This window comes from Paenarthrobacter sp. AT5 (genome assembly GCF_032764245.1).
GTDB classification, from domain to species: domain Bacteria; phylum Actinomycetota; class Actinomycetes; order Actinomycetales; family Micrococcaceae; genus Arthrobacter; species Arthrobacter ureafaciens.
Genome location: NZ_CP136441.1, coordinates 2,372,121 through 2,398,541 on the forward strand (window position 1 = coordinate 2,372,121; position 26,421 = coordinate 2,398,541).

Annotated in this window: 22 protein-coding genes; 9 read left to right on the forward strand and 13 right to left on the reverse strand. The window is 64.5% G+C overall.

Annotated features, from left to right (window positions below):
* Positions 1–94 precede the first annotated feature (94 nt).
* Both RI444_RS10830 and serB read right to left on the reverse strand, forming a co-directional pair.
* On the reverse strand, positions 95–463 hold the full coding sequence (locus tag RI444_RS10830) for a hypothetical protein (RefSeq protein ID WP_021470443.1): 369 nt from the start codon (positions 461–463) through the stop codon (positions 95–97).
* Positions 464–1,068: 605 nt separating this feature from the next.
* Positions 1,069–1,980 (reverse strand): phosphoserine phosphatase SerB, encoded by a 912-nt coding sequence (serB, locus tag RI444_RS10835; protein ID WP_021470444.1) that lies wholly within the window; start codon positions 1,978–1,980, stop codon positions 1,069–1,071.
* A gap of 110 nt (positions 1,981–2,090) precedes the next feature.
* Between serB and RI444_RS10840 the strand changes: the two genes are divergently transcribed.
* The 5 genes from RI444_RS10840 to RI444_RS10860 all read left to right on the forward strand — a co-directional run bounded on the left by RI444_RS10840 (position 2,091) and on the right by RI444_RS10860 (position 8,376).
* The gene (locus RI444_RS10840) at positions 2,091–2,876 is read left to right on the forward strand and encodes an ABC transporter ATP-binding protein (RefSeq protein WP_031215928.1); all 786 of its coding nucleotides are present in this window, start codon (positions 2,091–2,093) and stop codon (positions 2,874–2,876) included.
* Between the two features lie 20 nt (positions 2,877–2,896).
* Positions 2,897–3,682 carry a sulfite exporter TauE/SafE family protein gene (locus RI444_RS10845; RefSeq protein WP_021470446.1) on the forward strand — a complete coding sequence of 262 codons (786 nt, stop codon included), beginning with the start codon at positions 2,897–2,899 and terminating at the stop codon, positions 3,680–3,682.
* A gap of 28 nt (positions 3,683–3,710) precedes the next feature.
* Positions 3,711–4,604, forward strand: a complete 894-nt coding sequence (locus tag RI444_RS10850) for an RNA methyltransferase (RefSeq protein WP_316963684.1) — start codon at positions 3,711–3,713, stop codon at positions 4,602–4,604.
* A 69-nt stretch (positions 4,605–4,673) separates the two neighbouring features.
* Entirely contained in the window at positions 4,674–5,237 is a 564-nt protein-coding gene (locus tag RI444_RS10855; protein WP_316963685.1) for a hypothetical protein, read from the forward strand.
* A gap of 76 nt (positions 5,238–5,313) precedes the next feature.
* Entirely contained in the window at positions 5,314–8,376 is a 3,063-nt protein-coding gene (locus RI444_RS10860) for a hypothetical protein (RefSeq protein ID WP_316963686.1), read from the forward strand.
* Between the two features lie 423 nt (positions 8,377–8,799).
* On the opposite strand, the gene RI444_RS10865 is transcribed toward RI444_RS10860, so the two are convergent.
* Together RI444_RS10865 and RI444_RS10870 are read right to left on the reverse strand one after the other, a co-directional pair.
* Positions 8,800–9,126 (reverse strand): hypothetical protein, encoded by a 327-nt coding sequence (locus RI444_RS10865; RefSeq protein ID WP_316963687.1) that lies wholly within the window; start codon positions 9,124–9,126, stop codon positions 8,800–8,802.
* On the reverse strand, positions 9,107–9,439 hold the full coding sequence (locus tag RI444_RS10870; RefSeq protein WP_316963688.1) for a hypothetical protein: 333 nt from the start codon (positions 9,437–9,439) through the stop codon (positions 9,107–9,109). Before RI444_RS10870 ends, RI444_RS10865 begins: the two co-directional genes overlap by 20 nt.
* A gap of 591 nt (positions 9,440–10,030) precedes the next feature.
* Here RI444_RS10870 and RI444_RS10875 point away from each other — a divergent pair.
* A complete protein-coding gene (locus RI444_RS10875) occupies positions 10,031–10,612 on the forward strand; it encodes a hypothetical protein (protein ID WP_071416348.1) in 582 nt (193 codons plus the stop codon).
* A 129-nt stretch (positions 10,613–10,741) separates the two neighbouring features.
* The gene (locus RI444_RS10880; RefSeq protein WP_316963689.1) at positions 10,742–11,206 is read left to right on the forward strand and encodes a hypothetical protein; all 465 of its coding nucleotides are present in this window, start codon (positions 10,742–10,744) and stop codon (positions 11,204–11,206) included.
* 106 nt (positions 11,207–11,312) lie between these two features.
* On the opposite strand, the gene RI444_RS10885 is transcribed toward RI444_RS10880, so the two are convergent.
* From RI444_RS10885 to RI444_RS10905, 5 genes are all read right to left on the reverse strand, one after another.
* A complete protein-coding gene (locus tag RI444_RS10885) occupies positions 11,313–11,825 on the reverse strand; it encodes a hypothetical protein (protein ID WP_316963690.1) in 513 nt (170 codons plus the stop codon).
* Positions 11,826–11,902: 77 nt separating this feature from the next.
* Positions 11,903–15,505 (reverse strand): hypothetical protein, encoded by a 3,603-nt coding sequence (locus RI444_RS10890; protein WP_316963691.1) that lies wholly within the window; start codon positions 15,503–15,505, stop codon positions 11,903–11,905.
* Positions 15,502–17,787 carry a hypothetical protein gene (locus tag RI444_RS10895; protein ID WP_316963692.1) on the reverse strand — a complete coding sequence of 762 codons (2,286 nt, stop codon included), beginning with the start codon at positions 17,785–17,787 and terminating at the stop codon, positions 15,502–15,504. The genes RI444_RS10890 and RI444_RS10895 overlap by 4 nt, the downstream gene beginning before the upstream one ends.
* A 41-nt stretch (positions 17,788–17,828) precedes the next feature.
* The gene (locus RI444_RS10900) at positions 17,829–18,728 is read right to left on the reverse strand and encodes a hypothetical protein (protein ID WP_166183071.1); all 900 of its coding nucleotides are present in this window, start codon (positions 18,726–18,728) and stop codon (positions 17,829–17,831) included.
* Between the two features lie 253 nt (positions 18,729–18,981).
* On the reverse strand, positions 18,982–21,399 hold the full coding sequence (locus tag RI444_RS10905) for a type IA DNA topoisomerase (RefSeq protein WP_316963693.1): 2,418 nt from the start codon (positions 21,397–21,399) through the stop codon (positions 18,982–18,984).
* Between the two features lie 240 nt (positions 21,400–21,639).
* Here RI444_RS10905 and RI444_RS10910 point away from each other — a divergent pair, with 240 nt between their 5' ends.
* On the forward strand, positions 21,640–22,131 hold the full coding sequence (locus tag RI444_RS10910) for a hypothetical protein (RefSeq protein ID WP_316963694.1): 492 nt from the start codon (positions 21,640–21,642) through the stop codon (positions 22,129–22,131).
* Positions 22,132–22,138: 7 nt separating this feature from the next.
* Here the strand turns inward: RI444_RS10910 and RI444_RS10915 are convergent, their stop codons facing one another.
* From RI444_RS10915 to RI444_RS10930, 4 genes are all read right to left on the reverse strand, one after another.
* Positions 22,139–23,125: an Abi family protein gene (locus RI444_RS10915; RefSeq protein ID WP_316963695.1), complete on the reverse strand. Its 987-nt coding sequence runs from the start codon at positions 23,123–23,125 to the stop codon at positions 22,139–22,141.
* A 171-nt stretch (positions 23,126–23,296) separates the two neighbouring features.
* The gene (locus RI444_RS10920) at positions 23,297–23,491 is read right to left on the reverse strand and encodes a hypothetical protein (RefSeq protein WP_316963696.1); all 195 of its coding nucleotides are present in this window, start codon (positions 23,489–23,491) and stop codon (positions 23,297–23,299) included.
* 72 nt (positions 23,492–23,563) lie between these two features.
* Positions 23,564–24,601: a hypothetical protein gene (locus RI444_RS10925; protein WP_316963697.1), complete on the reverse strand. Its 1,038-nt coding sequence runs from the start codon at positions 24,599–24,601 to the stop codon at positions 23,564–23,566.
* Complete coding sequence (locus RI444_RS10930) at positions 24,598–25,008, reverse strand: hypothetical protein (RefSeq protein ID WP_316963698.1); 411 nt, start codon at positions 25,006–25,008, stop codon at positions 24,598–24,600. The genes RI444_RS10925 and RI444_RS10930 overlap by 4 nt, the downstream gene beginning before the upstream one ends.
* A gap of 343 nt (positions 25,009–25,351) precedes the next feature.
* On the opposite strand from RI444_RS10930, the gene RI444_RS10935 reads away from it, so the two are divergent.
* On the forward strand, positions 25,352–26,347 hold the full coding sequence (locus tag RI444_RS10935; RefSeq protein WP_316963699.1) for a UmuC: 996 nt from the start codon (positions 25,352–25,354) through the stop codon (positions 26,345–26,347).
* Positions 26,348–26,421: the final 74 nt, after the last annotated feature.

Consider the following 26,421-nt stretch of genomic DNA (forward strand, 5'->3'; position numbering starts at 1 on the left):
AGCAGCATTCAATTTTCCACAAAGAGGGGTGGACCCGCCTTCCGGCCGGTCCACCCCTTCTTGTTGCTGTCGAATCAGACGTGTTGTGGTGGAATCAGATTGAAATCACCTTCGCGATGTTCTTGAGCTTATGCCGCGCCAGCGCCAAGTTTGCGTACGTCCGGTCAAGCACCAGGTATACGAAGAGCCCTTTCGCGGCGGTGGAGTTCAAAACGTTGATCAGGTGGTACTGCGATTCCAGCGTAATGAGGACGTCCTCGATGTCGCCGTCCAGGCCGAGGTCCGCCATCGTGCGGATCTTCGCACTGACGACGTTGGAGTTACCGGCGGCGGCAACCCCCAGGTCAAAACCGGGGCTTCCGCCCTGCGCCAAAGCCATTCCGCTGGTGTGGTCCACCACGGCCGCCGCAGTGGCACCTTCAATGGACAACAACTGCTTTACGGCGTCATCGAGCGAGCTCATATCTACATTTTCCTGTTCTGGTTGGTAACCGGTGTTCTCCCCAGGAAAGATTTCATGCAAGGGCACTAAACGGTCGTCGGGAAGGTCGTGATGACCTTTCGGCGGCTTTACTTCCTCACGGCGTTTCCACCACTTCCATGCGTTACGCGAACCGCTCACACCATGCCCTAGCACTGATCTTCCGCAGCCGGAAAGGACAGCGGATTTCCTGTTGGAAATAGGAACATATCACGCACTAATTGCAATGAAGGAAACCGATGGCGTTGATCGGCATTTCGGTAAAGACTTGGATAAGACTTGATAATTCCGCGTCACGAATAGTGGCACCAGGATTTTCAATTCCGCGCGCCTACGGCACAAAAAAATGTGACCGGTCAGCCGCCGAGCTGACCGGTCACATTTTTTGCCTGCCACACGAACTGGAACACGCCGGCAGACGGAACAACACGGGAACGTCACCAGGCTGGATCAGGTGCCATGCCACGCGCTGTGGCGCAACCACCGCAGGCATGGGAGGCAGTGAAGCTGCCACGCTCTTGCGATGGTCACGCCCTATAGGTATGTCCTAAACGGTTTTCGTGACGTCGACGGGCCCCAAAGAAGAGCTAGACGTTGGCGATGTGCCGTACTGCGTCGAGGTAAGGCATGTTGACGGCAGCATCCGCCACTGCCCGAACAGCCGGCTTTGCGTTGAAGGCAACGCCGATACCCGCGGCACCCAGCATGTCAAGGTCATTGGCGCCATCGCCCACGGCAATGGTGTGTTCAAGGGGGATGCCCGCAGCTGCAGACCACTCGCGCAGGTATTTTTCCTTCGCTGCCCTGTCGATCACTGCGCCAAGAATTTTTCCTGTCAAAGCGCCGTCGACGATCTCCAGTTCGTTGGCAATCCAGTGATCCAAGGCGAGATCCCCGGCGATAGGTCCGAGGATCTGGTTGAAGCCCCCGGAAACAACGGCGACAACGTGGCCGGCTGCCTTGAACGCGGCCACCAGTTCCGCCGCACCCAAACTGAGGCGCACCTCGTCACGCACGGAATCGACGACGGCGGCGGGCAAGCCTGCCAGCACGGCTACGCGGGCGTGAAGGCTCTGGGCGAAATCCAACTCGCCACGCATGGCCGCCTCGGTGACTGCGGCCACTTCGTCGCGCTTTCCGGCGTGGGCGGCCAGCAACTCGATGACTTCCTGCTGGATAAGGGTCGAGTCGACGTCCATGATCAGCAGCTTCCTCCCGGCCTCGCGCAGGGCCGCAGGAACGACCGCCACATCGATTCCGGCCGGCGCCGCGTCGGACACCAGGCGGCGAAGCGTCCCGAGGGTTTCGGCAGTGCCGGCCTCGGCAGAGAAACTGATGGTGTGCACCTCGTAGCGGGCATCGCCGGACTGTGTTGTTGACGACGTACTGGATTCCGACCACACCGTGGCACCGAAAGCGGCCAGCGCCTTACGCACCTCATCCAGGGATTCGGGATTCACATTCACGCCATAGCTGACCGCAGCCAAGTTCGAAGTCATGCCGTCAATCCTATCGACGGAGCCGCACCCACCCGAATTCGTTTTGCTTCACAATGCGGCGTTCACGCCGGTTATCAGTCATCTTCATTTTTGTCCTAGTGTCTACTCCTATGAGTGATGTTCTGGATTTGGCTTCCGTTAGCGTTGTCCGAGGCAAAAAGGCACTGCTGGACAAGGTCGACTGGCAGGTCAATGAGGGCGAACGCTGGGTCATCCTGGGCCCCAACGGCGCCGGGAAGACGACGCTTCTTCAGATTGCCGCAGCACGTCTGCATCCGAGCAGCGGGAAGGCCGGCATCCTCGACGAGGTACTGGGCCGCGTCGACGTCTTTGAGCTTCGCCCCCGCATAGGCCTGTCGTCGGCAGCACTGGCCAACCAGATCCCGGAGCAGGAGAACGTCCTGAACGTGGTGGTGACTGCGGCCTACGGCGTGACCGGCCGTTGGCGCGAAGGCTACGAGCGCGACGACGAACGCCGCGCCTTTGCGCTGCTGAACGACTGGGGGATGGGGCCGCTCCTGAACAGGCCTTTCGCCACACTCTCGGAGGGCGAACGCAAGCGTGTCCAGATCGCCCGGGCCTTGATGACGGACCCCGAGCTCCTCCTTCTTGACGAACCGGCCGCGGGCCTGGACCTCGGCGGACGCGAAGAACTCGTCCACAAACTCAGTGAGCTGGCGCAGGACGACGCCGCCCCCGCGATGGTGCTCGTCACCCACCACCTCGAGGAAGTGCCGCCGGGCTTTACCCACGCCATGCTCCTGCGCGAGGGCGGAATCGTGGCTGCCGGACCTATCAAGGAAGTCCTCACGGACGAGTACCTCAGCAAGACCTTCGGGCTCGATCTTGACGTGACGGAGAAGTCCGGCCGCTACACCGCCACCGCCCGCCGCTAGACCGGACGCGTATACCAACTGTGGAACTTCTTAGCAGCATTCTGGTCTTTTTCGCTGGTCTGTGGGCCGGCACCATCAACGCCGTCGTAGGCTCCGGAACCCTGGTGACCTTCCCGGTGCTGATCGCCTTGGGCGTCGCTCCGGTGGTGGCTTCGATGAGCAATGCCATGGGGCTTGTGGCGGGCACTGCCGCAGGCGCCTGGGGTTACCGGCGCGAATTGGCCGGCAGGGGGCGGCAGCTGTTGAAGCTCATGCCCGCCTCACTGCTCGGCGGCATTACGGGCGCGTGGCTGCTGCTTCACCTGCCGGAGAAGGTGTTCGGGTACGTCGCACCGGTCTTGCTGGTAGTGGCGCTGCTGATGGTCATGTTCCAGCCCAAGCTCCAAGCGTGGATCAAGAACCGGGAACAGAATCCTGAACATGCCTTGAAGGACAAGAGCCACGGGTTCCTCCTGGTGGCACTGGTCTACCTCGCAGGCGTGTACGGCGGTTACTTCGTTGCGGCACAGGGAATCCTTCTGGTGGGCATCCTCGGAGTTTTCCTCTCCGGCACCATGCAGAACGCCAACGCGATGAAGAACATCCTGACCCTCACCGTCAACATGGTGGCGGCCATCTCCTACTTGATTTTCGCTTTCGATCGCATCAACTGGCTCGTTGTGCTGCTCATTGCCGTCAGTTCGACAATCGGCGGGCTGATCGGTTCCAAGGTGGGACGCAAGCTCTCTCCCAAGGTCCTGCGCAGCGTGATCTTTACCCTGGGCATCGTTGCTTTGGGCTTCATGATCGCCAACCTCGTGAAATGATGCGCGAATCCTTCGAAATGACTCTCCAGTGACCTTCCACTACCTTGAATCAGCCGACGATCCCCGCGTTTCGGACTACACCACGCTCACCGACGTCCATCTCCGCAAACTTCGCGAACCGGCGGAGGGAATGTACATCGCCGAGTCTTCGCGGGTACTGCGCCGCGCGCTGGCAGCGGGACACCAGCCGAGATCGTTTTTCCTCGCCGAAAAATGGCTTGAGGACCTGCGTGACGTTTTCGAGGCCCATCCCGACGTCCCCGTCTTCATCGGCACGGCAGCCCTCCTGGAGGAAATCACCGGTTTCCATCTGCACCGCGGAGCGATGGCGGCCATGCACCGCCCGGTTCCGGTGCCGCTGGCGGAATTGCTCGCAAGCGCACAGCGGGTGGCTGTCCTCGAGGACATCGTCGACCACACGAATGTCAGTGGTTCCAAAGTACAAGGGCCGGAAACCGCTCAGCTACGAGGACGATCGAGAATCGCGGTCCTTGAGAACCTTACCGACCACACGAACGTAGGAGCGATTTTCCGCAGCGCCGCAGCCATCGGCATCGACGCTGTCCTGGTCTCGCCCCAGTGCGCCGACCCGCTGTACCGCCGTTCCATCCGCGTGTCGATGGGCACGGTGTTCCAGGTGCCGTGGACCCGGATCGAGTCGTGGCCTGGGGACCTCGAGGTACTCAAGGAAGCTGGCTACTTCGTGGCCGGCATGTCGCTCGGCGAAGGTGCCATCACTCTTGATGAGCTGGTCGCCCAGGACCATCCGAACCTGGCGCTGGTCTTCGGCACCGAGGGTGAGGGACTGAGACCTGAGACCGATCAAGTGCTCGACGCGCGCGTAACAATTCCGATGATGAACGGCGTGGATTCGCTCAACGTCGCTGCCTCGTCGGCAGTGGCGTTCTACGCGACGAAGTAGCCGATGCCGGACGATAGCTTCAGGACAAGCCGCAGGAAGCATGCCCACGAGATCCGGGAGAAGTGCCAGATGACACCGACCAACAACGCTGGACTACACCTGGCTGATTTCTCCCTGGACGCGCTCCAGTGCAGCGAGAAGGGATACGGGTTCGCCGAATTCCGGCAGCTGCCGAAGGCCAGGCAACTTCGCTGGCCCGATGACGTGCTCGAACAATGGGTGTTCGACCACGCCGGGCATGACCCCTTCCTGAATGACTACGGTGAGATCGACCTCAGCGGGATCGATTGGCAGGTAGAAACCTTGCCCGTCGAAGACTTTGTGGCGATGCCGACAGGGCCCTCCGATGGTGATGCCATCGAATGTTACGAAGCTGATCCTGACCACTCGATAGCTGTGCGGAAGCACGGCGTGCACATGGGCGTGAAGCTCTGCTGGGAGACCCACGGGACCTGGAAGCGGTGGCCCATCGTGCTCGACCGGGATCTGATCAATCCAGGTGATCAAGGTCTTCAGTTGGTCGAGGGCCGAACAAGGGTGGGCGTGCTGCGGGGCCGTATGTTGCGAGGGCAGCCTATCGCTGAGAGGCACTTGGTATGGATCGGCCGGCCAAGTAAGAGATCAGCCACATGAGGTGCCCCGGCGTGGAGGTCGTAACAGGCCGGGAGATCAAGGGAACAGATTCGTACCAATCCAGGAGCCCCAGACGTTGAACTCTCCTACCCAACTGGCCACTCAGATCCGGTTCCACCTTGAGAGCATCGGTGAGAATAACGCGCATCATGCGTTCGAGCAGCTGTGTCTCGGCCTGACCCGCCGCCGCATCGTGAGCAACGTCATACCGGCGACTGGCCCGGTGTCCGCCGGCGGCGATGGAGGCCGGGACGCCGAAAGCTTCTGGACTGTTGTGGCGAAAGAGCTGCCCGACACGTCCTTCTTCACCGCCCTCGCCACAGAAGACGCCGTGGTCCTTGCAGTCACTGCCCAGCGCACCAAAATTCCATCCAAGATCAAGTCTGATCTCGCGAAGATCGGTGGCAAAGGTGAACCCGTAAACCGTGTCATCTATTTCACCATCAGCCCTGTCGACACAGCGAAGAGGCATGAGCTCCAGGAACATGCACGCAGCCAGTATTCGATTGCACTGGACATTTGGGACGCGCAGGCGATCGCAAATGAGCTTGCCAGCCCTGACCTGTTCCACCTCGCCGTTGAATTTCTTCATGTGCCCTCTTCGCTCGCACCCGCACGCGAAGACTCCGATGAGGGGCTCCCCGAGTGGTACCTCGAGGAGCGTGACCGCTGGCGGTCCCCGTCGGACCTGTCGGGCTCCATGGGGGAGATCGTTGATCTGAGGGAGGGGCTTCGGTTCTCCAGCCTGAATCCTGCGGCGCGTGCCGACCTGCCGGACTGGCTGGCTGCGGCGTACGTGCTCCGGAACGCCGCCGATGGGCACCCCAGCGTCCTGAACCGCGTCGATTACGAGATCGTCATCGCAACCGGCTTCGGTATGAACACGCTGAAGCCAGTTGACGCGATTCTCCGTGGCTACTTCAACCGGCTCGCATCCCAGCCATCCGATTCCGGCGTTCTGATTGACGCCATCACCCTTCTCCGGCTCCTACAGGCGACGTTGCCAGGTGGCGGAACCACTGTCACGGCTGATGAGGCAGAAGCCTGGAGTGCTGAGTTGGAGCGTCTGCTCGAAGCCGGACTGGCTGCCGCAGCAGGATCAAATGCAAAAGCAGGCCTGCTGGCAGCCACGGCCATACTCGCCCTTGGGGCCCCCGATGTGACACTGGAGGAACTCGAGGAAGCCGCCGGCCCCGGCCCCCGGCTGTCAGAGATCCACCAAAAGCTGAGCGCCGCCAAACGGGAAGGACGCACGCTCCCCGCCATGCCGTCAGACGCGGAGCTGCGCGATCTGGACGCCGGCATGCGGTATTTGGTGGATCTCGTGGAGATTCTGCCGGAAGCACCGATGGTACCGCTGGATGACCTTATGTCGATCTTCGACCTCACCGCGCCCGTCCTGATCGATCATCCGGACTTTTTCAAGGTGCGGCAGTCGCTGGACAACGTGACCGTTCAGCGCTCCGGCCAGGCGGCGGCCGGCGACCGGGCACAGAGCCGTGCCATGGCATTGCTCGAGGGAGGCCGTCCCGTGGAGGCACTCCGGGAGATTCACTCCGCAAAACTGAACTGGCTCAGTGGGGACACCGCGGAGGGAGCGGCCATCATGATGCTGCTCGCGTCGGCGGTCTACAGCGACCTCGGACTCCCGCTGGCGGCGAAACAGTATGCGATGAGTGCGGCGATGATCGCCAAATCGAGCGGTGGCCCCGATCTTGCCGTCCTCATGGCCCGGGGAATCATCCTGGCTGCCACCTATGAACACCAGGCCGGCCAGTGGCTGACAGCAACCCAAACGTTCAGAATCGGAATCTGGGCCCAGGCCCAGCTGGCAGGAGACCCCTGGAGCCTCGAACGCTATCCGTACTTCCAGGACATGCTGCTCAACCAGTGCCACATCCTCCGGGCCACTGCCGCCCTTCGCCCGGCACTGGTGCCCGCCATCGAGTCGGTTGTAAAGTCCACACAGCTTGACCAGCTCGTGACTCCCATGCTGGCTTCGGTGGCGCACATTGACCACCCAGGAGAAGACGAGATCGCCGATACGGCGGACCGGGACGGCCTTGGACGGCCATTCTCCGATGCCGGTCCGGTTCGCGAGTACACCTGGGGCGCACTCGGCAACGTGTGGATTGTCACGACCCCAAATGACCGCGCGCACGTTCTGGCAGCTGAACGGTTTGTTGCTGCCGCACAGATCACCCTTGCTGACCTTGCCGGGGAAGACCTCCTTCTCATGCCAGGTGAGATCCGTGTAGAGGTCGACGTCGCCGACCAGCCCGTCGAACCCGGATCGGCCTTTACGCCAGCGTCTGGGCGCAGTGAAGGCACACCGCGACATCTGGTAACCCTTACCCGCTCCGGAACCGGAACGGCCGAGGCGGTTCAACTGGAGGTTGCCTCAGCGGCGCTCCAGGTCATCGTCACCCAGTCCCTGCTGGGACAGCGGGCATTCGTCGATGTGATGAACCGGACCTACGAACACAACCTGCCGAACATGCTGACCTGCGTACGGCCGTATGACGAACTCGTCGACCTTCACAAAGATGCGTTCTATGACGAAATCAGCGGATTGTCCGACGGCCTCATCGGAGCCGATAAACCCCGCTCGCCGCAGCCTGATGCCAGGCTGCGCGGAAAGCTGCCGCAACACGCCGCGGCCTACGACCATGCCAAGGTTCTTGATGCCATCGCGGGCCGCTACGAGACGATGCGGCCTCCGGTGCGGCTGACGCTTCAGCGTCTCGCCAAAGACCAGCAGTTCACGGAAGTTATGGCATCACTGCGTGCCCAAGGATGGAAGGATTGGCACCTTCTCCTCGCTGTCGTCAACATCGTGGTCAACGGCCGGGCACGCCGCTTGGGTGTGAATATGAACGCACTCACCAAAGACGACTTGGAACGGGTACAGGGCCTCCTGCGGGCGGAGGAGCGCCCAGACGATCCGATGCCGCCGGCGGATGTCTTTACCGAAGACGCAATGTGGGTGCACCTCGCGAACGCTGCGGTCACGACCATACGAGGGTGGGGACTGGAGCTGCGCGTCCGCTTTGAGCCTCGGGCTTTGCTGGCAGTGTTGGGTGACCGCTTCAACTACTGGGACGACGATGTTGCCCATGAGCCAATCTTTACGGCGTAACACCCAGCCTGCTGGGCATAGCCCTACAAAACGAAGCCCCGTCCGGATAATCCGGACGGGGCTTAGCGCACTTGATTAGCCTGCCGCCTTTTCCTGCCCCTTTGGATAGCGCGCAGCATACTCCTGCTGAACTGACGGAGGCAGCGTCACCCATATGGCGGCGATGCCAGCCCAAAAGCTTGCCCATGCTTCATCTTCGGCCGGGAGCGCAGCCTGGGTAGGCGAGCTTGTGCCTACCTCAAGCTGTCCCTGGCGTTCCGAAGACATGTACCCCACCTGCATGCGTATCGACTGACGGATGATGCTGTATCAGCACTGTATCGCAGAGACGATGCAATGTCAGCACTGAAAGCAATGTAGTCATCAATAGCCATGACTCAAATATGAGTCGATAGGGGGATGACAGGTGGAATTCTCCGAGGCTCAGGCCGCGGCAGCCCCGACGTCGCTGATCCCGGCCAGCAGCCACTGCTCGGACAGTGGGTCGCGGCGCAGCTCGAAGGTTCGCAGCGCCGAAGTGGATGTCAGCCGGACCTGGACCTGCCAGTGTTCGACGCTGACCAGGTCACCGCAGCCCACCGGTGCCCGCTTGGCGGTGTTCCACCAGTCGGCGCGGGTGAACCAGTGCACAGGCCCTGCTGCTACAGCCCAGATCCTGCCGTCACATCTGACGGCCAGGGGAATGCCCTTTGCTGTAAACCGGACCTGCACCGGTACATCCAGGGGGCTGTCAGTTGTTGCTCTTGCCACGGGTCCGCTCTCCAAGATTCCTGTTCATCATTTCTTCCCGGCGGGTAACCGCCGAACTCCACACCCAGGTCCGGTACGTCACCGGCCCGTCCTTCCACGTCACTTCGACCGCTTTCGCTGTCCAGGCGAAGACCTCGCCGTCCACCAGTTCTGCGCAGTTCGGGAACCGGATCCATGCCTTGACGGGGATTCCGGGATACCCGTTCTTGGCCGGGAAGTGTTCGAAGTCGAGCTCTTCCGCGGTCAGCCCGATCGGGCCGGCCCGCCGCGCATACTGCGCTTGCAGTGCAGCGGCGAACTCTTCGGAGGACATAACACAACCTTAGAACATATATTCGAATAGACGACCCACAAAGATGGCGGCTACGGCCTGCCGCCTCTCTCCCGGGAATCACGTTTGGTCCTGTTCTTCGATCCCCTGGGCACCAAGCTATGAAAGGGCTCCGACAACGCCCGGAACGGACTGATCCTGGTCCGCTGCCGGCTCGGCACAAAACGGCCCAGTGTCCGACAATGGGGACATGTCAGTTGCTTCTGCCCCCTGCACCGTCCACCACCTCTACTCCACACCCGGTCACCTCCTCCCCGCGTGCGGTGTAACCCCCGGCCCCGACGGGTCCGAGTGGCACACCGGACACGACGCCGCGGTCCTACAGGCGTTCTCCGCGCAGGGATCCGCTTGCTGCTCTCTGTGTCTGGAGTTGTCCCTGTCATCTCCTGACTGACATGTGCAAGGTGGTACATGTGGTACGTGGTCTGCCATACTGGTAGAGAAAACAGGTATACGAGTGGAAATCTGCTCAGCCCCGGCTGAGCAGATCGTCCGTCCAGGCGGGCGTGGATAGTCCAGCTTCGGCTCCCGGGCGTGGCCTGGGAACGGGGCTCGGGGAAACAGTTCTGAACTGTGGAGCCGAGACGCTGGACCTTCCGAACACTCATTGCCTGGACACAGAGCCAGGACGACAGGACCGACCAGAAGGACGAGAAGACCATGGACATCACCAGGACCGCACACGTGACGCGGACGAAGCTGGCCGCGACCGCTGCGGCCCTGGCATGCGCCGCGCTGGTGCTCAGCGGCTGCAGCAGCTCCGGCGGGGACGGGCGGTACTTCGCCACCTCGGAAGGACAGAACGGCGACATCGTCGTCGTGGACGGTGACCAGATCACCTACTTCGACACCGCGAGCCGCCAGGACCTCGCCTGCCACTCCATCAACTCCGTCCTCGACGACCCTAAGGCGGCCGCGGCGAAGGGCGAGCTCAAGGACGCCTACACCGTCCGCGGCACCGGCAAGATCAACGAGTCCAAGTCCTCCGTGGACTGGACCGAGGCTGGCCGCAGCACCACCGAGACCGGCTCGATCAGCTTCGGCAAAGACAAGTCGACCATGGAGTTCGTCTTCTCCAACGGCGTCAACGACGTCGTGCTCGTGCCCGTCGACAGCGAGCAGGGCAAAGCCGTCAAGACCAAGTACTGCGGCTGAGGAGGCTGACCTCTTGACTGCCCCGATCGACCTGCAGCACCGGAGCCCCGTGGACCACGCATCCGCGGGGCTCTGCCATTTCTCTCCCGGGATGCGCCCGCGCGCCAGACAGGATGCAGGAGGTCGGACATGACGCTCATCGGACCGATCAGGTACTACAAGGAGCGGGTGGCGTACCCCAGCGACGAGCAGCTGCGCGCAGCAAGAGCCACCTGGGATTTCGACGACATCCGCCGGCCGACGGACGATGTCGACTGCACGCACATCCAGCTGATCGAAGTCTCCGGCCGCAACGCGGGGGAGCGGCGGCAGCTCCAGGAGGAGAAACTTACACGCTTCTTCGACTACATCGGCACCCGGGCCGGCTTCCGGGTGCTTACCCACCAGAAGAAGCCGGACTCGGCCACTTCGGCCTTCGTCTCGCACGAGATCGTCTACGTCATCGAGTCCCGGCCGACCAGGGGGTATGCCAAGCTCACCCTGCGCTCGGAGCTGCCGCGCAGCGGGACCTCCGGCACTGTCTCGGACATCTTCAGCGCCGAGGGAATCGACCGCATCTCGCGGATCTTCGACAAGGGCCCCCGGAGGGATTAGGCCGGTGCTCCAGTACGACTGCCGCCCGACGGGAAAAGAAGACCCCGTGGACATCACGTCCACGGGGTCTTCTTTTGTCTGACTGGCTGGCAGTCCCGTAGGAGCCCTACAGCCGTCCGCCCTTCAGGCGCAGCGCCCGGTACTCCTCGATCGTCTCCGGCGGCCGTCCGTTCTTCGGCTCATGTGTCTCGACGAAATCGATCTCGGCCCAGGTGTCCCGCTGCCGGACCCGCGACCTGGCCAGCACCGCAAGCACGGTTACTGAAACGACCACGTTGGCCAGCCACCACAAGACGGCGATGAGGACCGCCGCCTGGACCAGTCCCCGTTCAGGAGAGCCCGTCTGTGTTGCCACGGCCGCCAGGGCCGTTGAACTACCCAAAGCCATGCATCCGAGCAGGAGCCCGGCCACCCAACCCTCCGTCGGCACCCGCCGGCGCGCCAGATCAGCGGGGCTGTCGCGATCGCGGACCAGCCGCAGCGCCTCGCGCAGGAAAAACACAGCAGCCAACGCGGCCAGGCAGTTCACCGTCAGCTCGCGCGCTCCCTCGAGCCACCAGCGCCCCGAGTGCCACCAGCCCAGCGGAAACTCGTCGCGCGCCTTGCCTCGCAGATTCATCCGTTCCATCCTTTCCCCCGTGGCACGCAAAGGGCGGCGCACCCCTTGTCGGAGTGCGCCGCCCTCATCACCAACGATCAGTTCTTCGGGTCCTCAGCCGGCTTCCTCCGCGACACGGGACCGTCCGGGTGCTTCGGAGCCGGATCCGCCGTCCGCCGCTGCTGGGCCGGAGCCTGCTGCGACGGCTTCGGGGCCGGGGTGGGAGCCGAAGCCTTCGAAGCCTGAGCCGCCGGTGCCGGTCGACGTCCGCTGCGTGGAGTCGGCTGGACACCCTGGCTGCCCTGAGCGCCTCCGGTAACCCGGCCACCGACACGGGGCTGGGTAGGAGCAGGAGCAGGAGCAGGAGCCGGGGCCTGCGGACGCTGACCGGACTGGCCCTGCGCCTGCGCCTGCGCCGGAGCGCCGGTGCGGGGCTGGACCGGAGCCCGGTGGGCACTGCCCTGGCCGGTCGGAGCCTGGACCGGAGCCTGCGGGCTGCGGCGCTGGCTGCCGCTGGCCTGCGGGATACCCGGTCCTGCCTGCACAGCACGGGAGCCGGAACCCGCGTTGGCCTGCGGCTGCTGGCCTTCGGCGGCCCGCGTCGCCCGGGTGCCCGGAATCCCCGGGACCGCTGCGACGACGGGGTTCACCTGCGCGGGCCCGACGGTGCCAGCGGTGAAGCGCGGGCCCTGGCCCGAGGAGGCAGGAGCCGCCTGCTGTCCAGTGCCGAACTGCGTCGGTGCCGACTGGCCGGCGTCCGCCTTACGGCCACGGCTGGTGTGCGCACCGCTATCGGTGCCGCCCGTGAGCCCGTCCCGTTTCTGGCCCTGACCCTGGCCATGGCCCGGCTGCCCGGTACCAGGAGCACCCTGCGCGCCGCCGAGCCCGAAGCTCGTCTGGCCGCCGGTGGCCTGGCCGCCCCTCGAGGAGGGACCCTGGCCGGTGCTGTAGCCGAGGTTCGACAGGCCGCCCTTGCCGCTCAGGGTCTGAGCAGTCTCCTTGTCGGAGCGGGAGCTCCCCGCCTTGCCGCCCGTGAGCTGCAGAGGACCGCCCTTGTCGCCGGGACCCTCGGGACCACCAGCGGACGGGCCGCGGCCGCCGCTGTCACCACCACCGCCGGGAACCGGACCGGGGCCGGCGGGGCTGCCGCCGTCGGGGCCGGCTTCCGGACCGTCGTTCGGACCGGCGGCCAGGGCCAGTGCGCCCTTCCCGGTAGCAAGCGACTTCTGCTCACCGTTCAGGCCGCCGGCGTTGGTCGACGAGCCCTTGCTGGCACCGGGGGTGCCGCCGGGCTTCGTGGCCCCGCTGCCGCCGAGCTTGCCGCCGACGCCGGAGGCGAGCTTGTTACCCATGGCCATGCCCGCTCCGGCCCCGGCTCCCGCAGCCAGCGCGGGGAGCATGCCGCTCTTGTCCGGCTTCGGTGCGGTGTTGGTCTCGAGGAACTTGTCCACGAGCTTGGTGAACACCTCGTCCATCGCCTGCAGCACGACCTTGCGCACCCGCAGGAGCGCCAAGGTGATGCCGATGATCAGCAGCGAGGAGATCAGGGTCAGGATGACCACGATGATCCCGCCGAGCATGCCTGAGCCCCACAGGCCGTCCTGGGACATCCAGGCCGACACCGGTCCGGAGATGATGTCCGGGATGGAGATCAGCAGCTCCGAGACGAACTGGTAGATGAACAGCGTCACCAGCACCTCGAGGATCAGTGCGACGGAGTAGACGATCACCTTGCTGATCGCGGCGATCGCGCCCAGCGTGGCGAACGGCACCGCGGCCACGAGGCTGAAGGTGCGCTTGACCGCGCCCACCAGCATGCCGATGGCGTACCAGAAGCCGAGCAGGACCATGCTGCCCAACACGACGCCGGCGTTCTGCCAGTACATGAACTTCGCCGGGCCCGTGCCGACCTGGCTGACCGCCATGTGGTCCTCGCGGGTCAGGCCGCTGGTGACGTTGTTCGAGCTGTACATCGTCATCGAGTCGGGGCCGAAGCCGGTGTTCAGGTAGTTGTACGCCGACAGCGCCGACATGTTGCAGGAGACCGGGGCGTTGTCCGCCCAGACCGAGAACCCACAGCCGTGCTTGGTGCTCTGGGTCGAGAAGCTCGTCGTGTTCCCGCCCGGGTTCGAGGAGGTCAGGCCCTTGCCGCCGGCCGCCAGCACCGGGTGGTTGGTCGGGATGTAGTCCGACTCGCCGTGCCCGCCGAAGTTGTCGCTGTCACCGTAGGACTTCTTGTCGATGAACCACTCCTTCTTCACGTCGCTGTTGACCGGCAGGTTGGTAATCGCGCTCTTGATGCCCGACTCGAAGTCCGACGCCGATGTAATCTGGCCCGAGATGTAGCTGTTGAGCATGCCGAAGGTCTCGCCCACGGCGTTGAAGTCACCCGCCGGGCTGCCCTCCATGCCGACCAGGCTGTTCTTCCAGGCCGTCTCGGCATTGGTCGCACCGGGGCCCACACTGATGTCGCGGAAGGTCGAACCGTGCGCCTGCTTGTTGATCGCCAGTGCCGTCGTGCGCACCGACATCATCGCGTTGTTGCTGGCCTGGCCGTTGTCCCAGGCGATAACGGCCTCATCGGGAACGCCGAGACGGTCGTTCATCATCCAGGCCTCGAAGTCCACGTACGTGGAGAGCACCACACGGGTCGGGCCGGCGTGCTGGCCCAGCAGCGAGTCATCGAACTTGTCCAGGACGCCGGTGTACATCGAACCCATCAGCGGAAGGCCCACGCCAATGAAGACGACGCGCACGACGAGCTTCTTGATCGCCGAGCCGCGGTCCATCTTCTTGAACAGCACCAGGCCAATAATCAGGAATCCGATGAAGAGCGGGACCAGCGCCTCCCAGGCGATGGACTGCAGCAGGCCGTACCAGCTTGCGATCCAGTGCTGCAGGCCCGCCAGGGCACCGCCGCCGGCCTGGCCACCGCTCATCCCGTCGGCGAGGTCCTGCTGGTGCGCGCTGTTCGTATTGCCGCCGGAGTCCGCGACGCCTGCGACCGCCTGGTAGAACCACATGAACGGGTTCAGCACCTTCAGCAGCTGGATGATGAGATAGAACAGCGTGCCCACGGCCAGCGCCATCGCGTAGAGCAGCCAGATCCCGCCGCCGCCGATGAGCGACAGGATCTGTCCACCGATGCCCGAGGACATCGTGTCCAGGCCGAGGTCGGCGTTGGCCGCGCCGAAGTGGGCGTAGTCCACCATGCCGGAGTAGACGTTCTTGCCGCTGCCGCTGGCTGTCGCATTCAGCGTGTCGTACCCGATGGTCTGCGTGGAGCCCGTCGCCTCGGCGAAGAGCCAGCCGACTACGTTGAAGAGGCTGAATTCGGAGTCGGCGTAGCCGAGCATGTCGCCGCCCGTCGCCGGGTCGGCGGTGATCGCCCGCCAGTCCTCGTTCATCCGATCCTCGGGCTTGTCCTTGCCTTCGGGGGAGTTCTCCTGACTGAAGTACGTCGAGGCATTCGACGCCAGCTGGTACAGCGAGTAATTGTCGCGGTCCTCGTCGTCGGCAGCGTGCGCCGATGGCGCGAACACCGTCATCAGCAGCGGCACAACCAGTGCCACGAGCAGCGACAGAGCCAGGACGCGCACCAGCCCGCCCCGGGCAGTCGCCGCGGCCCGGGCCCGCGCCGCGAGCGTGATGGTCCCGTTCATCTTTCCCTTCCTGTCTGTCGTGTCCGTGATGGCCGTCATGACTTGCCCAGCTTCCGCGGGGCGGTCCCGGCCTTCTTCATCTCCTTCCTGCGGTCGGCCCGCCCCACCTGGTCCTCAGAGCGGTCCTCCTCGGACTCGACGCTCTGGCGGGCGCTGGTGAGCTTCGCGCCGGGTGCCGGCTTGTCCTTCATCAGCTGGTCCATCCGGGCCGCCTCGTCGGCCTTGGCGGCCTCCAGGCGAACCTGCCTGCGCTGGGCCTCGCGGAAGGGGTTGATCCCCAGCGCGAGGTCGAGGTGGAAGACCACGTTCGACACGTCCCGGCGAAGGTAGGTAAGGTTCTCGCCCTTGGTCGTGATGAGCTGGGCGAGGTCCGGCGGGATCTGCTGGTGCAGCTGCTTCTGGTACTCCGCCACCGTGCGGTCGCGCATCGGCCCGAAGAGCGTGTAGTCCGCGGCGTCGAACTTGTTGAAGTCCGAGTCCGCGAGCATCTTGTCGACGTCGTTGTAGCTGTAGACCACGCGGCCGCCGCGCTCGTGCATGTGTTCGAACTGGTCGCGCAGGTACTTTTTGACGCGGTCGTCAATCTGCTCGGTGCCGTGGATCACCACGGTGTCCCCGAGCCCGAGCTTGCCGACGGCGAAGCCGACGATGTTGACCAGCTGGGCCATGGCCACGCCCTTGCCGCGGCGCATCAGCCGCGAGAAGTCGTAGACCACGCGCCGGGCATCCCGGACCCCGTCCACGGCCGATGCCGTGTGGTTGTTGAACAGGTCGCCGTTCGTGCTGAGCATCGTGTTCGCGATGCCGCGCAGCACGTTGTACGCGCGCAGCTGGTCGGGGTCGGTCTTGCTTGAGTTCAGCAGGGCCTTGTGCGCGGTGTCGAGGTACGAGACGAACATCTGCAGCCGCGGCACCTGCGGGTGCGGGATGTTGACCACGCGCAGGCGGTGCCGCTGGTCCTTGGCATTGTGCCGCCACATGCCCTGCTCGACGTAGAAGTCGGTCGCCGTGTCCTCCAGCGCAGAGCGGATGATCGAGCCGATTGCCCCGTCCGTGGTCTCGTAGAGCTGCTCAAACATCAGCTTGAGCTTCTCCATCTGCGCTGCGAAGACCGTCAGTTCGTCGTCCTCGTCGCCGAACAGCTCGAAGGGATTGACGTCACCGCGGTTCAGGTCCACGCGCGAGGTCAACCGCTCGAAGTTCGGGCCCAGCTTGTCCAGGTCCGCCCCGTCCAGCACGAGGTGGACCACCGAGCCGTTGCCGAGCATGCAGGCCTGCGAGATCTTCGAGCACCACATGTTCGACACACGCTGGCGATCCAGGTACTCGCTCAGGGTCCCGTCTGCCACGACAACGTGGTGCTCGTACCGGTTCACGTCCATGAGTACGGCCGAGTTGTTGACGTCGCCGACCATGTAGCCGACGTACTCGCCGCCCCGGTCGTTCAGGCCGTTAGTCACCAGCGAGTACGAACCCGCGAGCTCGGTCGAGGTGAAGTGGAAGCCCTTGCCGCGCTTCTTCTCGTTGTTCTTGAACAGGCCCGAGAGTTCCTGGCGCTGCTCGCCGGCGTACGCCGCAGCCTTCAGCGTGCCGAAGCGGTCGATGTACAGGCGCGTGACGCGGTCGACCGAGTCGTCCAGCGTCTCGAGGTCCGGAGCCTTGAGAAACAGGCGGTTGTGCACCGACAGGTAGCTCGCGCCGTCCTGGATCTCGCCGATGGTGACCTCCAGGTCAGAGGAGATCTTGGCGGCCTTGCGCTTGGAGGAGGTCGTGCCGGTCTCCTCCTGCTCGTTCGCGTCAAGGCGGTCGAGCTTCTCCGACTGCTTGGTGAACGAATCCACCCACTTCTCGTCCATCCGGCGCACCTGCTCCAGGACGACCGCGGTGACGCGCTCGTCGAGCCCGTCCGGGATCCGGTCGATGCCCCAGAACGCGGCGAAGTTGTCGTGGGCGGCGTCGTCGTGGAAGAACGCGAGCACGCACGCCACGGAACCGTCGACCTCGAAGTAGTCGGAGCGGAAGACGTACTTCTCCCGAGGCTTGAGCGCCAGCAGGTGCGGATACGAGTCGAACCGCCCTTCCAGCTTCTTCATCTCCTGGCGGCGCTGCCACCAGTTCTTCTTCGGCTCGGCCACCTCGGCCGGCTCAGCGGCGACCGCCGGCGCGGTCACCTCGGACGGCTCCGCCGTCCCGTCCGTGGCGGGATCGCCGTCGAGAGCGGCCTCCAGTTCATCCACGCCCGGCACGGCCGTCGCGTCCCCGCCCCGGGGCTTCTTCCCCGGAATGCCCAGCTGCGCGCGGGCCTTCGTCATCAGCGCCATGTCACCCTTCGTCCTTCCTTTGTTCGTCCAGCTCGGCCCGGTCAGTTCAGTGAGGCCTTGAGAGAGTGCAGGTCGTCCTCGATGCCCTGGTAGAAGACCCGCAGCATGGGCTCGGTCTCCTCGCGGTCGAGGACCGTAGCCTCCTTGATCATCAGCGCGGACCCCTCGACCTCGGACTGCAGCACCATGTGCGCCCGGCGCAGAGCGTCAGCGCTCTTGCCCTTGAGCAGCAGGTACTGGTGGATCGAGGTGAACTTGCCACCGACGTGCTGCGTGAGGATGTCATACTGCTCGTTCTGCAGCTCGATCAGGTCAGGGTCGCGTACCTCGAGGGCGTGGTTGCGGTGCTCGAGCGAGGCCACCTGGTGGTAAATCCGCTGCGGCTCCTTCGTGGTGACGAAGGCCCACTCGCAGTTCGTGTCGATCTTGCGCCAGAAGGCGTCGACCCGGTCCAGGATGCCGATGCGGTCCTCGTCGAAGAGCAGGTACGACGCTGAGCCGACGACCAGGTAGACCTGCCCCTCACCGCCGTCGGAGAAGTGGATCCGGCCGTCCTCCTCGATGCCGTCGATGCCGACGATCGAGTAGAAGTCGCTCGGGTCCGAGCTGCGGCGGGTGAAGACGTTGCGTGCACGGGAGGGGGCGTACGCCAGCAGGGCGGGCACGTTCATCGCCCGCAGCTCCTTGGTCTTGGTCATGCCGCCGAAGTAGACGATCAGTGCCAGGCCCCAGATGACGAAGAGCGTGATGAACACCGGACCCGAGCTCGCCACGAAGGTCTGCGTCACCGCCCACAGCAGCGCCAGCGCGCCCCCGCCGAAGAAGAACAGCTGCTTGATGGGGGAGGGCTTGGCCGCCCAGCCGCCCTTGCTGAGCGTGATCTCGTGGTCGAGGAACGACCTGTTGAGGCTCGTCGGCACCTTGTACGACATCTTCGCCATGAATCTCTCCCTGCTGCCACCACTGATTTGTCTGTGCCTGTCCGAATGCCCTCATAGACGAGGGATACATGACTACTCTACCTTAGATAGACCTATCGAATCGAGCGTGACTGACGCAAGAATGGCACCGCCCAACGGACTCGGACGTGCGATCCGATGCCGTCGGGCGGTGCCGTGGCGTGCTGATGTACGTGGACGGGCAGTCTGTCGGACTGACCTCCGAATAATCATTCAGGAACGAGTCTGCGCAACCTCAGCCGAAGGAGGGGACGAGCTTCCTCTTGCCGCCCTCGTCCTTCCAGGCCAAGGTCGCGTCGAACTTCTTTCCCTTGCTCGAGGTGAAGCCCGTACCCTTGATCGTCTTGCCCGCGGCCAGTGCCGCGAGCTGATCGTCGGTGAAGGCAACCCCGCACCAGCTCTTCGGCGGGGAGTCCAGGGAGGCCTCGAAGTCAGGCACGATCTTCTTACCCTCACCCTTCTTCTCCTCGCGGAAGAAGACCTTGCACTGGAAGCGGTTACCCTTCTTTGAGACGAAGTCGCTGGACTCGACGCCCTCGCCAGCCATGAGGCGGTCGATCTCCTCGGGCGTAAAGGTGTAGTGGCACCAGGACGCCGGCGGCAGCGCGTTGCCGCTGGCGTCGCGGCGGCCGAAGCCGAGCTTCTGGAACCCGACGAACTTCCGGCCCTTGAAGGTGCCCTCGTCAAGCTCGCCGAAGACCTCGTAGGCCTTGCCCGTGGTGCTCTTCGCCGAAAACTCGATCGTCTCCCCGGCCAGCAGCCGGGCGACCTCGTCGTCGGTGAAGCGGTGGCCGCCCCACTCACGCGCGAACACCACATCCTTGCCCGTCTTGGCCCAGGTACCTTGCGCCCGCTCCTTCCGGGTGACGGCCTCCTCCTTGAGCCCCAGTGCGGAGCGCATCGTCGCCGCGTTCTTCTGCATGGTCGCGATGTCTTCGCGCACCCAGTCGGCCACGACCGCGAGGCGCTCCTCTGCGCTCGGGCCGCTGCCCGCGGCAATCTCCTTCATATCGGCATAGACCTTCTCGGTCAGCGCCAGATCGCCGATCCGGGTCCCCGGCAGGAGCCGCCAGCTCATGTCCCCGGCCTCGGCGAGGGTGAGCTTGCGGCCCTTCTCCAACAGCAGCGGGTACTTCGTCTTCGTCGAGGTCACCTCGGAGTACGTCGAGGTCCGGGTGGCACCCGTGCCCACGTCGCGCTTCTCCAGCTGCTTCATCAGCCACTTCATACTCGGGTGCTCGGGGCGCTTGTTCGCACCCTCGAAGACGAAGGGCTCAGCGTTGGTACCCAGGCCCTTGGCCGATTCGTTCTCGTCGCCCTCGGCGGTGTCGTCGCCGGCGTCCGGATCGAACACCGCCTTCCAGCCCGCCGACATGGGCACGTTGGCGATGCCCACGAAGTCCGGATAGTCCTTGACGTGGCCCTTCTGCTGCTCGTAGATGTAGTCCTCGGCGATCATCGCCAGGTAGTTCTTGCCCAGCGTCTCGTAGATCAGGCGGCCGGCCCTGCCGAAGCGCTGCTCGACCTCGTCCAGTGAAGCGGGCACCTTCGGGCCCGGCCGGTTCGCACCGTGCGCGCCCTGGGGCTTGACGTGCGTCTTGCGCGGCTGGCGGTGCGTCAGGAGCTTCACGTCCACACCCACGACCCCGGCAATCTTGTCCACCAGGGGCGCGAGCTCGTCGAACTGCTCGGGCGTGATCGTCACGTCGGCAGTGCGCGGGTAGCTGACGGCCTGGGCCTCGTACATGGACTGGTAGGTCGAAAGCACGAGCTGGGCCTTGATCCCCTTGCCCACCAGGAGCGAGGACAGTGCGGCCAGGTCCAGCAGCTTCGGTGGCGCGGTCTGCTTCGCCGCCTTGCCGTCGAGCACGACGGGGGAGGGGCCGTACTGGTTCGGCACCTGGTCCTTCTGGTCGAACCGCGGCTCCTCCGGGTTCGTGTACATCACGTCGTTCTCGTCACGGAACCGGTTCTGGAAGAACGGCTTCTTGACGTAGTCGTTGTACGCCTTCAGCTGGTCGCCGACGAGCTTGACCATTGCCGACTTCAACCGGCCCTGGCGCAGCACCGTGTCCTGCCCGGACTGGCGCGCCATGTTCGTGGCGATGCGGGTGAACTGCATCGAGAGCAGGTCGAACTGTGAGCGGTAACGCGCCTTGCGGTACTCGTCGAAGTCCAAGAGCGACGGAATGACCTTGCGCGCGGCGAAGGCCTTCTGCAGCGAGGCCGGAGCCTCATCAGTGAAGTACATGCGCGACCACTTGCCCGGCTTCAGCCCCAACTCGAGGAAGGCATTGACCGCGATCATGCCGCCCTCGCCCGTGGGGTCGACGTCGGTGGCGATCACGATCTCGTCGCACTTGCCCAGGGTCCGCTTCACGTCCTGGGCGACAGAGCTCGCGTTCTTGATCACCTCCAGCCTCCAGTCCAGCTGCTGAGGATCCCAGGGCAGGTTGCCCAGGTCCCAGGTCCGGTACTTCCCGGCCACGTCCGGATCCGCCACCATCCGGTGCGGATCGACGAACTCGTACAGGTGCCCCCGGGCGTGGGCGATGACGAACTGCTCCCCGTTGTACGTGCCGTTCATGCCGCCGAGGGCTGCAGCGAAGTGCCGCGCCGCGCTCGGCTTCTCGGTGAGAATACCGACAACCATCGTGACTCCCTTTCGTCGGTGACTCATAAACCAGTCGACTCATAAATCAGTCACAAGTCTATCGACAGAACGAGTCGAATGGCGAATCTGAGCGAGTCGCATAGCGAGTCGAGTGGGAGCGGCGAGGCCCGCGCCGGCACGCCGGTCAGAGAGGGCCTGGATCATTCACGGCGACCCCGGATCGAGGTAACGTCTATAGAGTCGCCACCCGCTCACGCCCGACCCAGGAGCACGAATCCCATGGCCCTCGACCACGCTTTCCTGCGCACACCACAGGACTTCAGCAGCATGTTCATCGAGATGCAGGAGGGCAGCTGGCCGCCAGACGAGGCGGACATCATCCGTATCGCCCAGGGGTGCTCGATGCTGATCGAGTGCATCGACGCCTGGGAGAGCGCCACGCACGGCAAGAACGTCTTCGACGTCGCCCGCGGAGAGATCTGCACGGCCGACGTACGGCGGCTCCTCGCCCAGGAGGTCTCACTGAGCTACGAGGGCGACGTCGCGGTGCTGCTGGTGCCGCCTGCGGACGAACGTGTGCGCGTGGAAATCCGGGCCGACGTCGACGAATACCAGGGCCTGCTGCGCCGTCCGGAGATGGTCCTGGATTGGGAGCAGGATGGCAAGCAGCACGAGCACTACATCTCACTCAAGCCCAAAGGCGCGCACTGGTACATGCTGTCGCAGCTGCGCGACGACATGAAGGAAGGCCGGCTCACCGTCCGGTCCTAGCTCCGCCTCAGCCGCGCCAGAGCTCGAGCGACTCCCAGCCCACGGGCGCGCCCATCGACTCGATGGTCAGGGCGTGTGAGACCGGGAATTGGCGAAGCAAAGCCGCCAGCCGACCGGACCAACCGGTGTCCGGGTCGATGGCGCGCAGCAGGTACGCGATCACGGCCAGGGCGTTGTACGTGCCGAAGACACCCTTGGCGGTCTGCTCATCGCGCAGGTGGTCCAGCACCGGCACCGCTCCGACCTTCGGCCGCGACGGCGCGTTCTGGAGCTTGCGGTTGAACAGCCGGGCATGGTGGGCAGCGGCGTTGCGCACGTAGTTCAGGCTGGCGAGCCAGCTGATCATGACCTTCTTCGTCGGCACGCCGAACTCACGGGCAATCTCCTCGGCATCCTGCTGGTGCATGCCGCGGTAAAGCACGCACAGGTGCCCCAGCTCGAGGACCTCCGTCAGCGCCCACACCGGCATCCTGTCGTCGTACTTCTGCCTGAAATGCTCCACGAACTGCTCGTCGGAGCTGGCCCGCCGCTCGTTGACGCGCTGGAGCCAGCGCACATGCGGGCTCGGCGCGGGATCCCGCACATCGGTGCTCTCGGCTGTGAAGGCCTCAGTGAAGCACTCCGGGTCCTCGTAGGCGAAGGGGGACCGGCGTCCGAGGACGTAGCCGATCCGCATCCGCGCGGCAACTTCGATCCGCTCGACGCCGTCCATGACCAGCATGCGCAGCTGCCGGTCGAAGTCGATGATCTCCTCGGCGTGGCGCAGCGTCGTGCCCGGCCGGTAGCCGCTGAGCACCCGGATGCGAGAACGCCTGTCCTCGTCGGCGTAGCGCTCGGACTCGCGGAAGGGGTAGAGGTAGCCGGTGAGGCGGTAGTAGCCGACTGCACCCAGCAGCACGGCTGCCCGGTCCCGTTCCCCGACCTCTGCCCCGTGCCACGCCAGCCGGTCGATCTGTGCGTCGACCGACAGCCATGGCTTCGCGTACTCGGCCACGTTCCTCCCCCGAAAAGAAAATCAGCCCGCGCCTTGCGGCAACGGGCTGATCGTGATGGCTATAAAGTAGCACGGATCGTCTGTCCATGCATCGCTGACGCTGAACGGCGCTAATCACCGTCCGGAGGTCGGCAGCGCGACGGCCAAACGGACAAGGTAGGCCTTCATCCACTATGACAACCCGCCGTTCACTACCGACTCGTAAAACGCCTCCCAATCAACTTGCAGCTCAAGCGGCGATTCCGGATCAGACGCATAAGCCTCAAGACCAGCAACCTGTCGCAGAATGAATGACTTGTACACGCCACCTTGATCAGTTGCTCGAGTGTCATCAGCCAGCCGCTCTTCCAGCCAAGACTCAGCCACGTCCCGCCTCCTTTTCGACCTTCTCCCAGAACCGCTCGGCGTCGGTCGCTGTACTCCTGTGCGTGGCGGTGCTCATCGGATCGGCCGCCCTTCCCGCTCGCGCTCGAGCTTCGCCTGCTTCTTCGTCGCCTCCCGCACCCGGTCGCGGACGAAGACCGCGTCCTTGTGCGTGATCGGTGCTTCGTGGATGTTGTGCGATCCGCGCAGGAAGTTGCTCGTGCGGTCCGCGATCGAGTACGCGACTGCCTGCTCGATCGCCGCGCTGGTCTCCTTTACCTCACCCAGCTGCCCGTGCAGCGCGGCCAGGCCCTGGGTCTGCTCACGGCCCCGACGCTCCAGGGCTTCCATGCGCGCCGCGATGCTGCCCAGCAGCGGATCACGGGAGCGGAACAGCTGCGCCGCGCGCCGGGTGGCGGCATCGGTCGCCAGTCCAAGGTCGAGCTGGGCCAGCAGAAAGGCCGTGACCAGGCTTGCCTGGCTCAACCGCTCGGCGAACTCGCGGGCTGCCGTGTCGCCGACACCGAGCTCACGGACGGCCGCTGAGCGCAGCTGCTCCCGCAGCGCGCCGACGATGGCCTCGGGCAGGGCCCGGACGGCGGGCTGGCTCTTCACGCCGTCGAGCCGGAAGCCGCTCTGTGGCAACGACTCGCTGCCCTCGTCCCCTCCTCCGGAGCCGCCCCTGGCCGCCGCAGACTGCACGGCCTCCTGATGGTCGGTGTGCTGGAGCGGGACGGGCGGGAGGAGGTTGGCATCTTCCGGCGGCGACACCGGGAGGGCCGCGGGGTGCGCTTCGGCGTCTGCGTCGTCGTGCACCTGTGGCGTCGCTGCTGTGTCCACGGCGATGGCGTCGTTCTGGGCCGGGGGAGTGGCGCTGCCTGCTCCCGAGCCTCCCCGCTGACTGGCACCGGTGTCCCGGTCGAGGTCCTCGGCGCTCTGCTGCGGGGCTTCAGCCTTCTCCGGCGTGTCCTGCTCCGGCTCCGCCTGCTGTGCCCGTTCCTGGGCCCGCTTCAGGCCCTCGCTGCCGCCGGTCCGGTACGCATCGAGGAAGGACGTGTCGACGTCCATCAGCTCGTCGGTGGACGGCATGATCTCGTTCAGCCCCTGGCTCACGTCAGCTCCCCGTTCTCCACGTCCAGCAGATAGTTGTCGCCCCTGGTCAGCCCGAGCAGGGAGTCGAAGCCCATGGTCACGACCCGCTCGAGGTTGGCGTTGTTCGTCGAGAGCGCCTTGAGCTCGTCGACGACCTGGTTAATGCGCGCGGTGAGCAGATCGGGGATGTCGAAGTCGAGGTTCTCGCGCCGGATCTTCTCGGCGATGGCCTCGGCGTAGTACTCGTTGGCGGAGGGGTAGCCGCGCCGTTGCGCCCAGTACTCCGCCCGCTGCTTCTCGTCCGAGGACAGGCGGGTAAAGACCCGCTCCCTGCGGTCGCTGCCGTTCTGGTCGGTGCTCGGTCCACCGGACCTGGTCGCAGCCCGCGCAGCAGGAGGCGCAGCCTTCGGCTCGTCGACGACGGTCATGTCTGGCCTCTCCTGTCATATTCGACTGATGTACGATTCCATTCTAACGTCATTCGAATGCCTGTCATGAATGGTTTAGCAATGAGTTGTGACAGACCTTTGCAGAGAGATCGGGCAGGCAGGTAGAGTCGTCTGCGTCACCCGGTCAGCGCCTGATCGCGTGTCCCAGGCGGCCTCGGTTCCTCGAACCCAAGGCCGGGGCCGCTGAACGTTGGTTCGCACCTCCCGTTGGTGCGAAAAAGAGAAGGCCCCGGCGCGCATGAAGCGCACCGGGGCCTTTATTCCTGCATGCCGTCCCAGAGCCCAGGCCTGTCCAGTCCGCCGGGCATTTGCTCCATGTTGCGTGCCGTTCCCGCCCCGGCGTACGATTCGATCGAATATATGTTCGAAAAGGAAGTGGACATGCAGGCCTCGCAGCCAGAACCGTTGGCAGATCCGCGGCTGGTGCCAGGCCAAGGGCGTCGAAGCCAGGTCATCGAACTATGAGCTCTATGGCTCGCTAAGTGCACGGGTTGCCACCATTCTGGGCCGCTTCAGTGCGTGGCAGGAAGCGTATTCGATCGACGAAAGCTGGCTGAAGCTGCGGGGCACTCCTGAAGAACTCGAACCACGGGGACAGGAGATCCGACGGACGGTCCTCCAGCTGACCGGCATTCCTGTCCGCGTCGCGATCGGTCCCACGAAGACCCTCGCCAAGGTAGCGGCTCTCGGCATCAAGGAAAACCCCGCGTTCAATGGAGTTCTCGATCTCCGGCGGTTTTCGGAGGAGCAGCTTGACCGGATCCTTGACTCCCTCGATGTGACTGATCTCTGGGGCGTCGCCGGACGTAACGGCAAGCGCCTGGCTGCGCTCGGCATCCACACAGCCAGAGAACTGCGCGACGCTGATGCCAAATGGCTCCGCAAACGCTTCTCCGTCGTCATGGAAAGAACCATCCTGGAGTTGCGCGGGCAAAAATGCATCGAGCTGGAGACCCAGCCGCCGGCTGCCAAGGAACAGCTGATCTATTCCAGGAGCTTCTCGCGCAAGCTTACAAACCCTGATGAGATGCATCAGGTTCTGTCGATCTACGCCCAGCGGGTCTCAGCACGTCTTCGGGCCCAGGGGTCCGTCGCCGGCGTGCTCTCGGTGTGGGCCTCGATGGGCTGGGCCGACGAAGGAACCGTACCGCATTCAGCCCACCGGGCTGTTCCGCTGGCTATGCCGACCGATGACCCGATCGCGCTTACGAAAGCTGCCAGTGTGATCCTGCCTGATTTGTTTCCGACCGCCGGTATCCGCTACGCCCGTGCAGGAGTTGTACTCACGGGACTGCGCGCGGGTGACCACGTTCCGTGACCGAATAACCTCTTGGTCGGAACTGGCCCTGCCGCTTGCGGGCGCGTGCGTGTCGGGCAGTTTAAGCTCCAATG

Coding starts and splice junctions, on each gene's coding strand:
- RI444_RS10890 (WP_316963691.1), bottom strand. CDS start 15,505: ATGACGGCCATCACGGACACGACAGACAGGAAGGGAAAGATGAACGGG.
- RI444_RS10840 (WP_031215928.1), top strand. CDS start 2,091: ATGAGTGATGTTCTGGATTTGGCTTCCGTTAGCGTTGTCCGAGGCAAA.
- RI444_RS10855 (WP_316963685.1), top strand. CDS start 4,674: ATGACACCGACCAACAACGCTGGACTACACCTGGCTGATTTCTCCCTG.
- RI444_RS10870 (WP_316963688.1), bottom strand. CDS start 9,439: ATGTCCTCCGAAGAGTTCGCCGCTGCACTGCAAGCGCAGTATGCGCGG.
- RI444_RS10905 (WP_316963693.1), bottom strand. CDS start 21,399: ATGGTTGTCGGTATTCTCACCGAGAAGCCGAGCGCGGCGCGGCACTTC.
- RI444_RS10930 (WP_316963698.1), bottom strand. CDS start 25,008: ATGACCGTCGTCGACGAGCCGAAGGCTGCGCCTCCTGCTGCGCGGGCT.
- RI444_RS10900 (WP_166183071.1), bottom strand. CDS start 18,728: ATGGCGAAGATGTCGTACAAGGTGCCGACGAGCCTCAACAGGTCGTTC.
- RI444_RS10910 (WP_316963694.1), top strand. CDS start 21,640: ATGGCCCTCGACCACGCTTTCCTGCGCACACCACAGGACTTCAGCAGC.
- RI444_RS10885 (WP_316963690.1), bottom strand. CDS start 11,825: ATGAATCTGCGAGGCAAGGCGCGCGACGAGTTTCCGCTGGGCTGGTGG.
- serB (WP_021470444.1), bottom strand. CDS start 1,980: ATGACTTCGAACTTGGCTGCGGTCAGCTATGGCGTGAATGTGAATCCC.
- RI444_RS10830 (WP_021470443.1), bottom strand. CDS start 463: ATGAGCTCGCTCGATGACGCCGTAAAGCAGTTGTTGTCCATTGAAGGT.
- RI444_RS10895 (WP_316963692.1), bottom strand. CDS start 17,787: ATGGCGCTGATGACGAAGGCCCGCGCGCAGCTGGGCATTCCGGGGAAG.
- RI444_RS10880 (WP_316963689.1), top strand. CDS start 10,742: ATGACGCTCATCGGACCGATCAGGTACTACAAGGAGCGGGTGGCGTAC.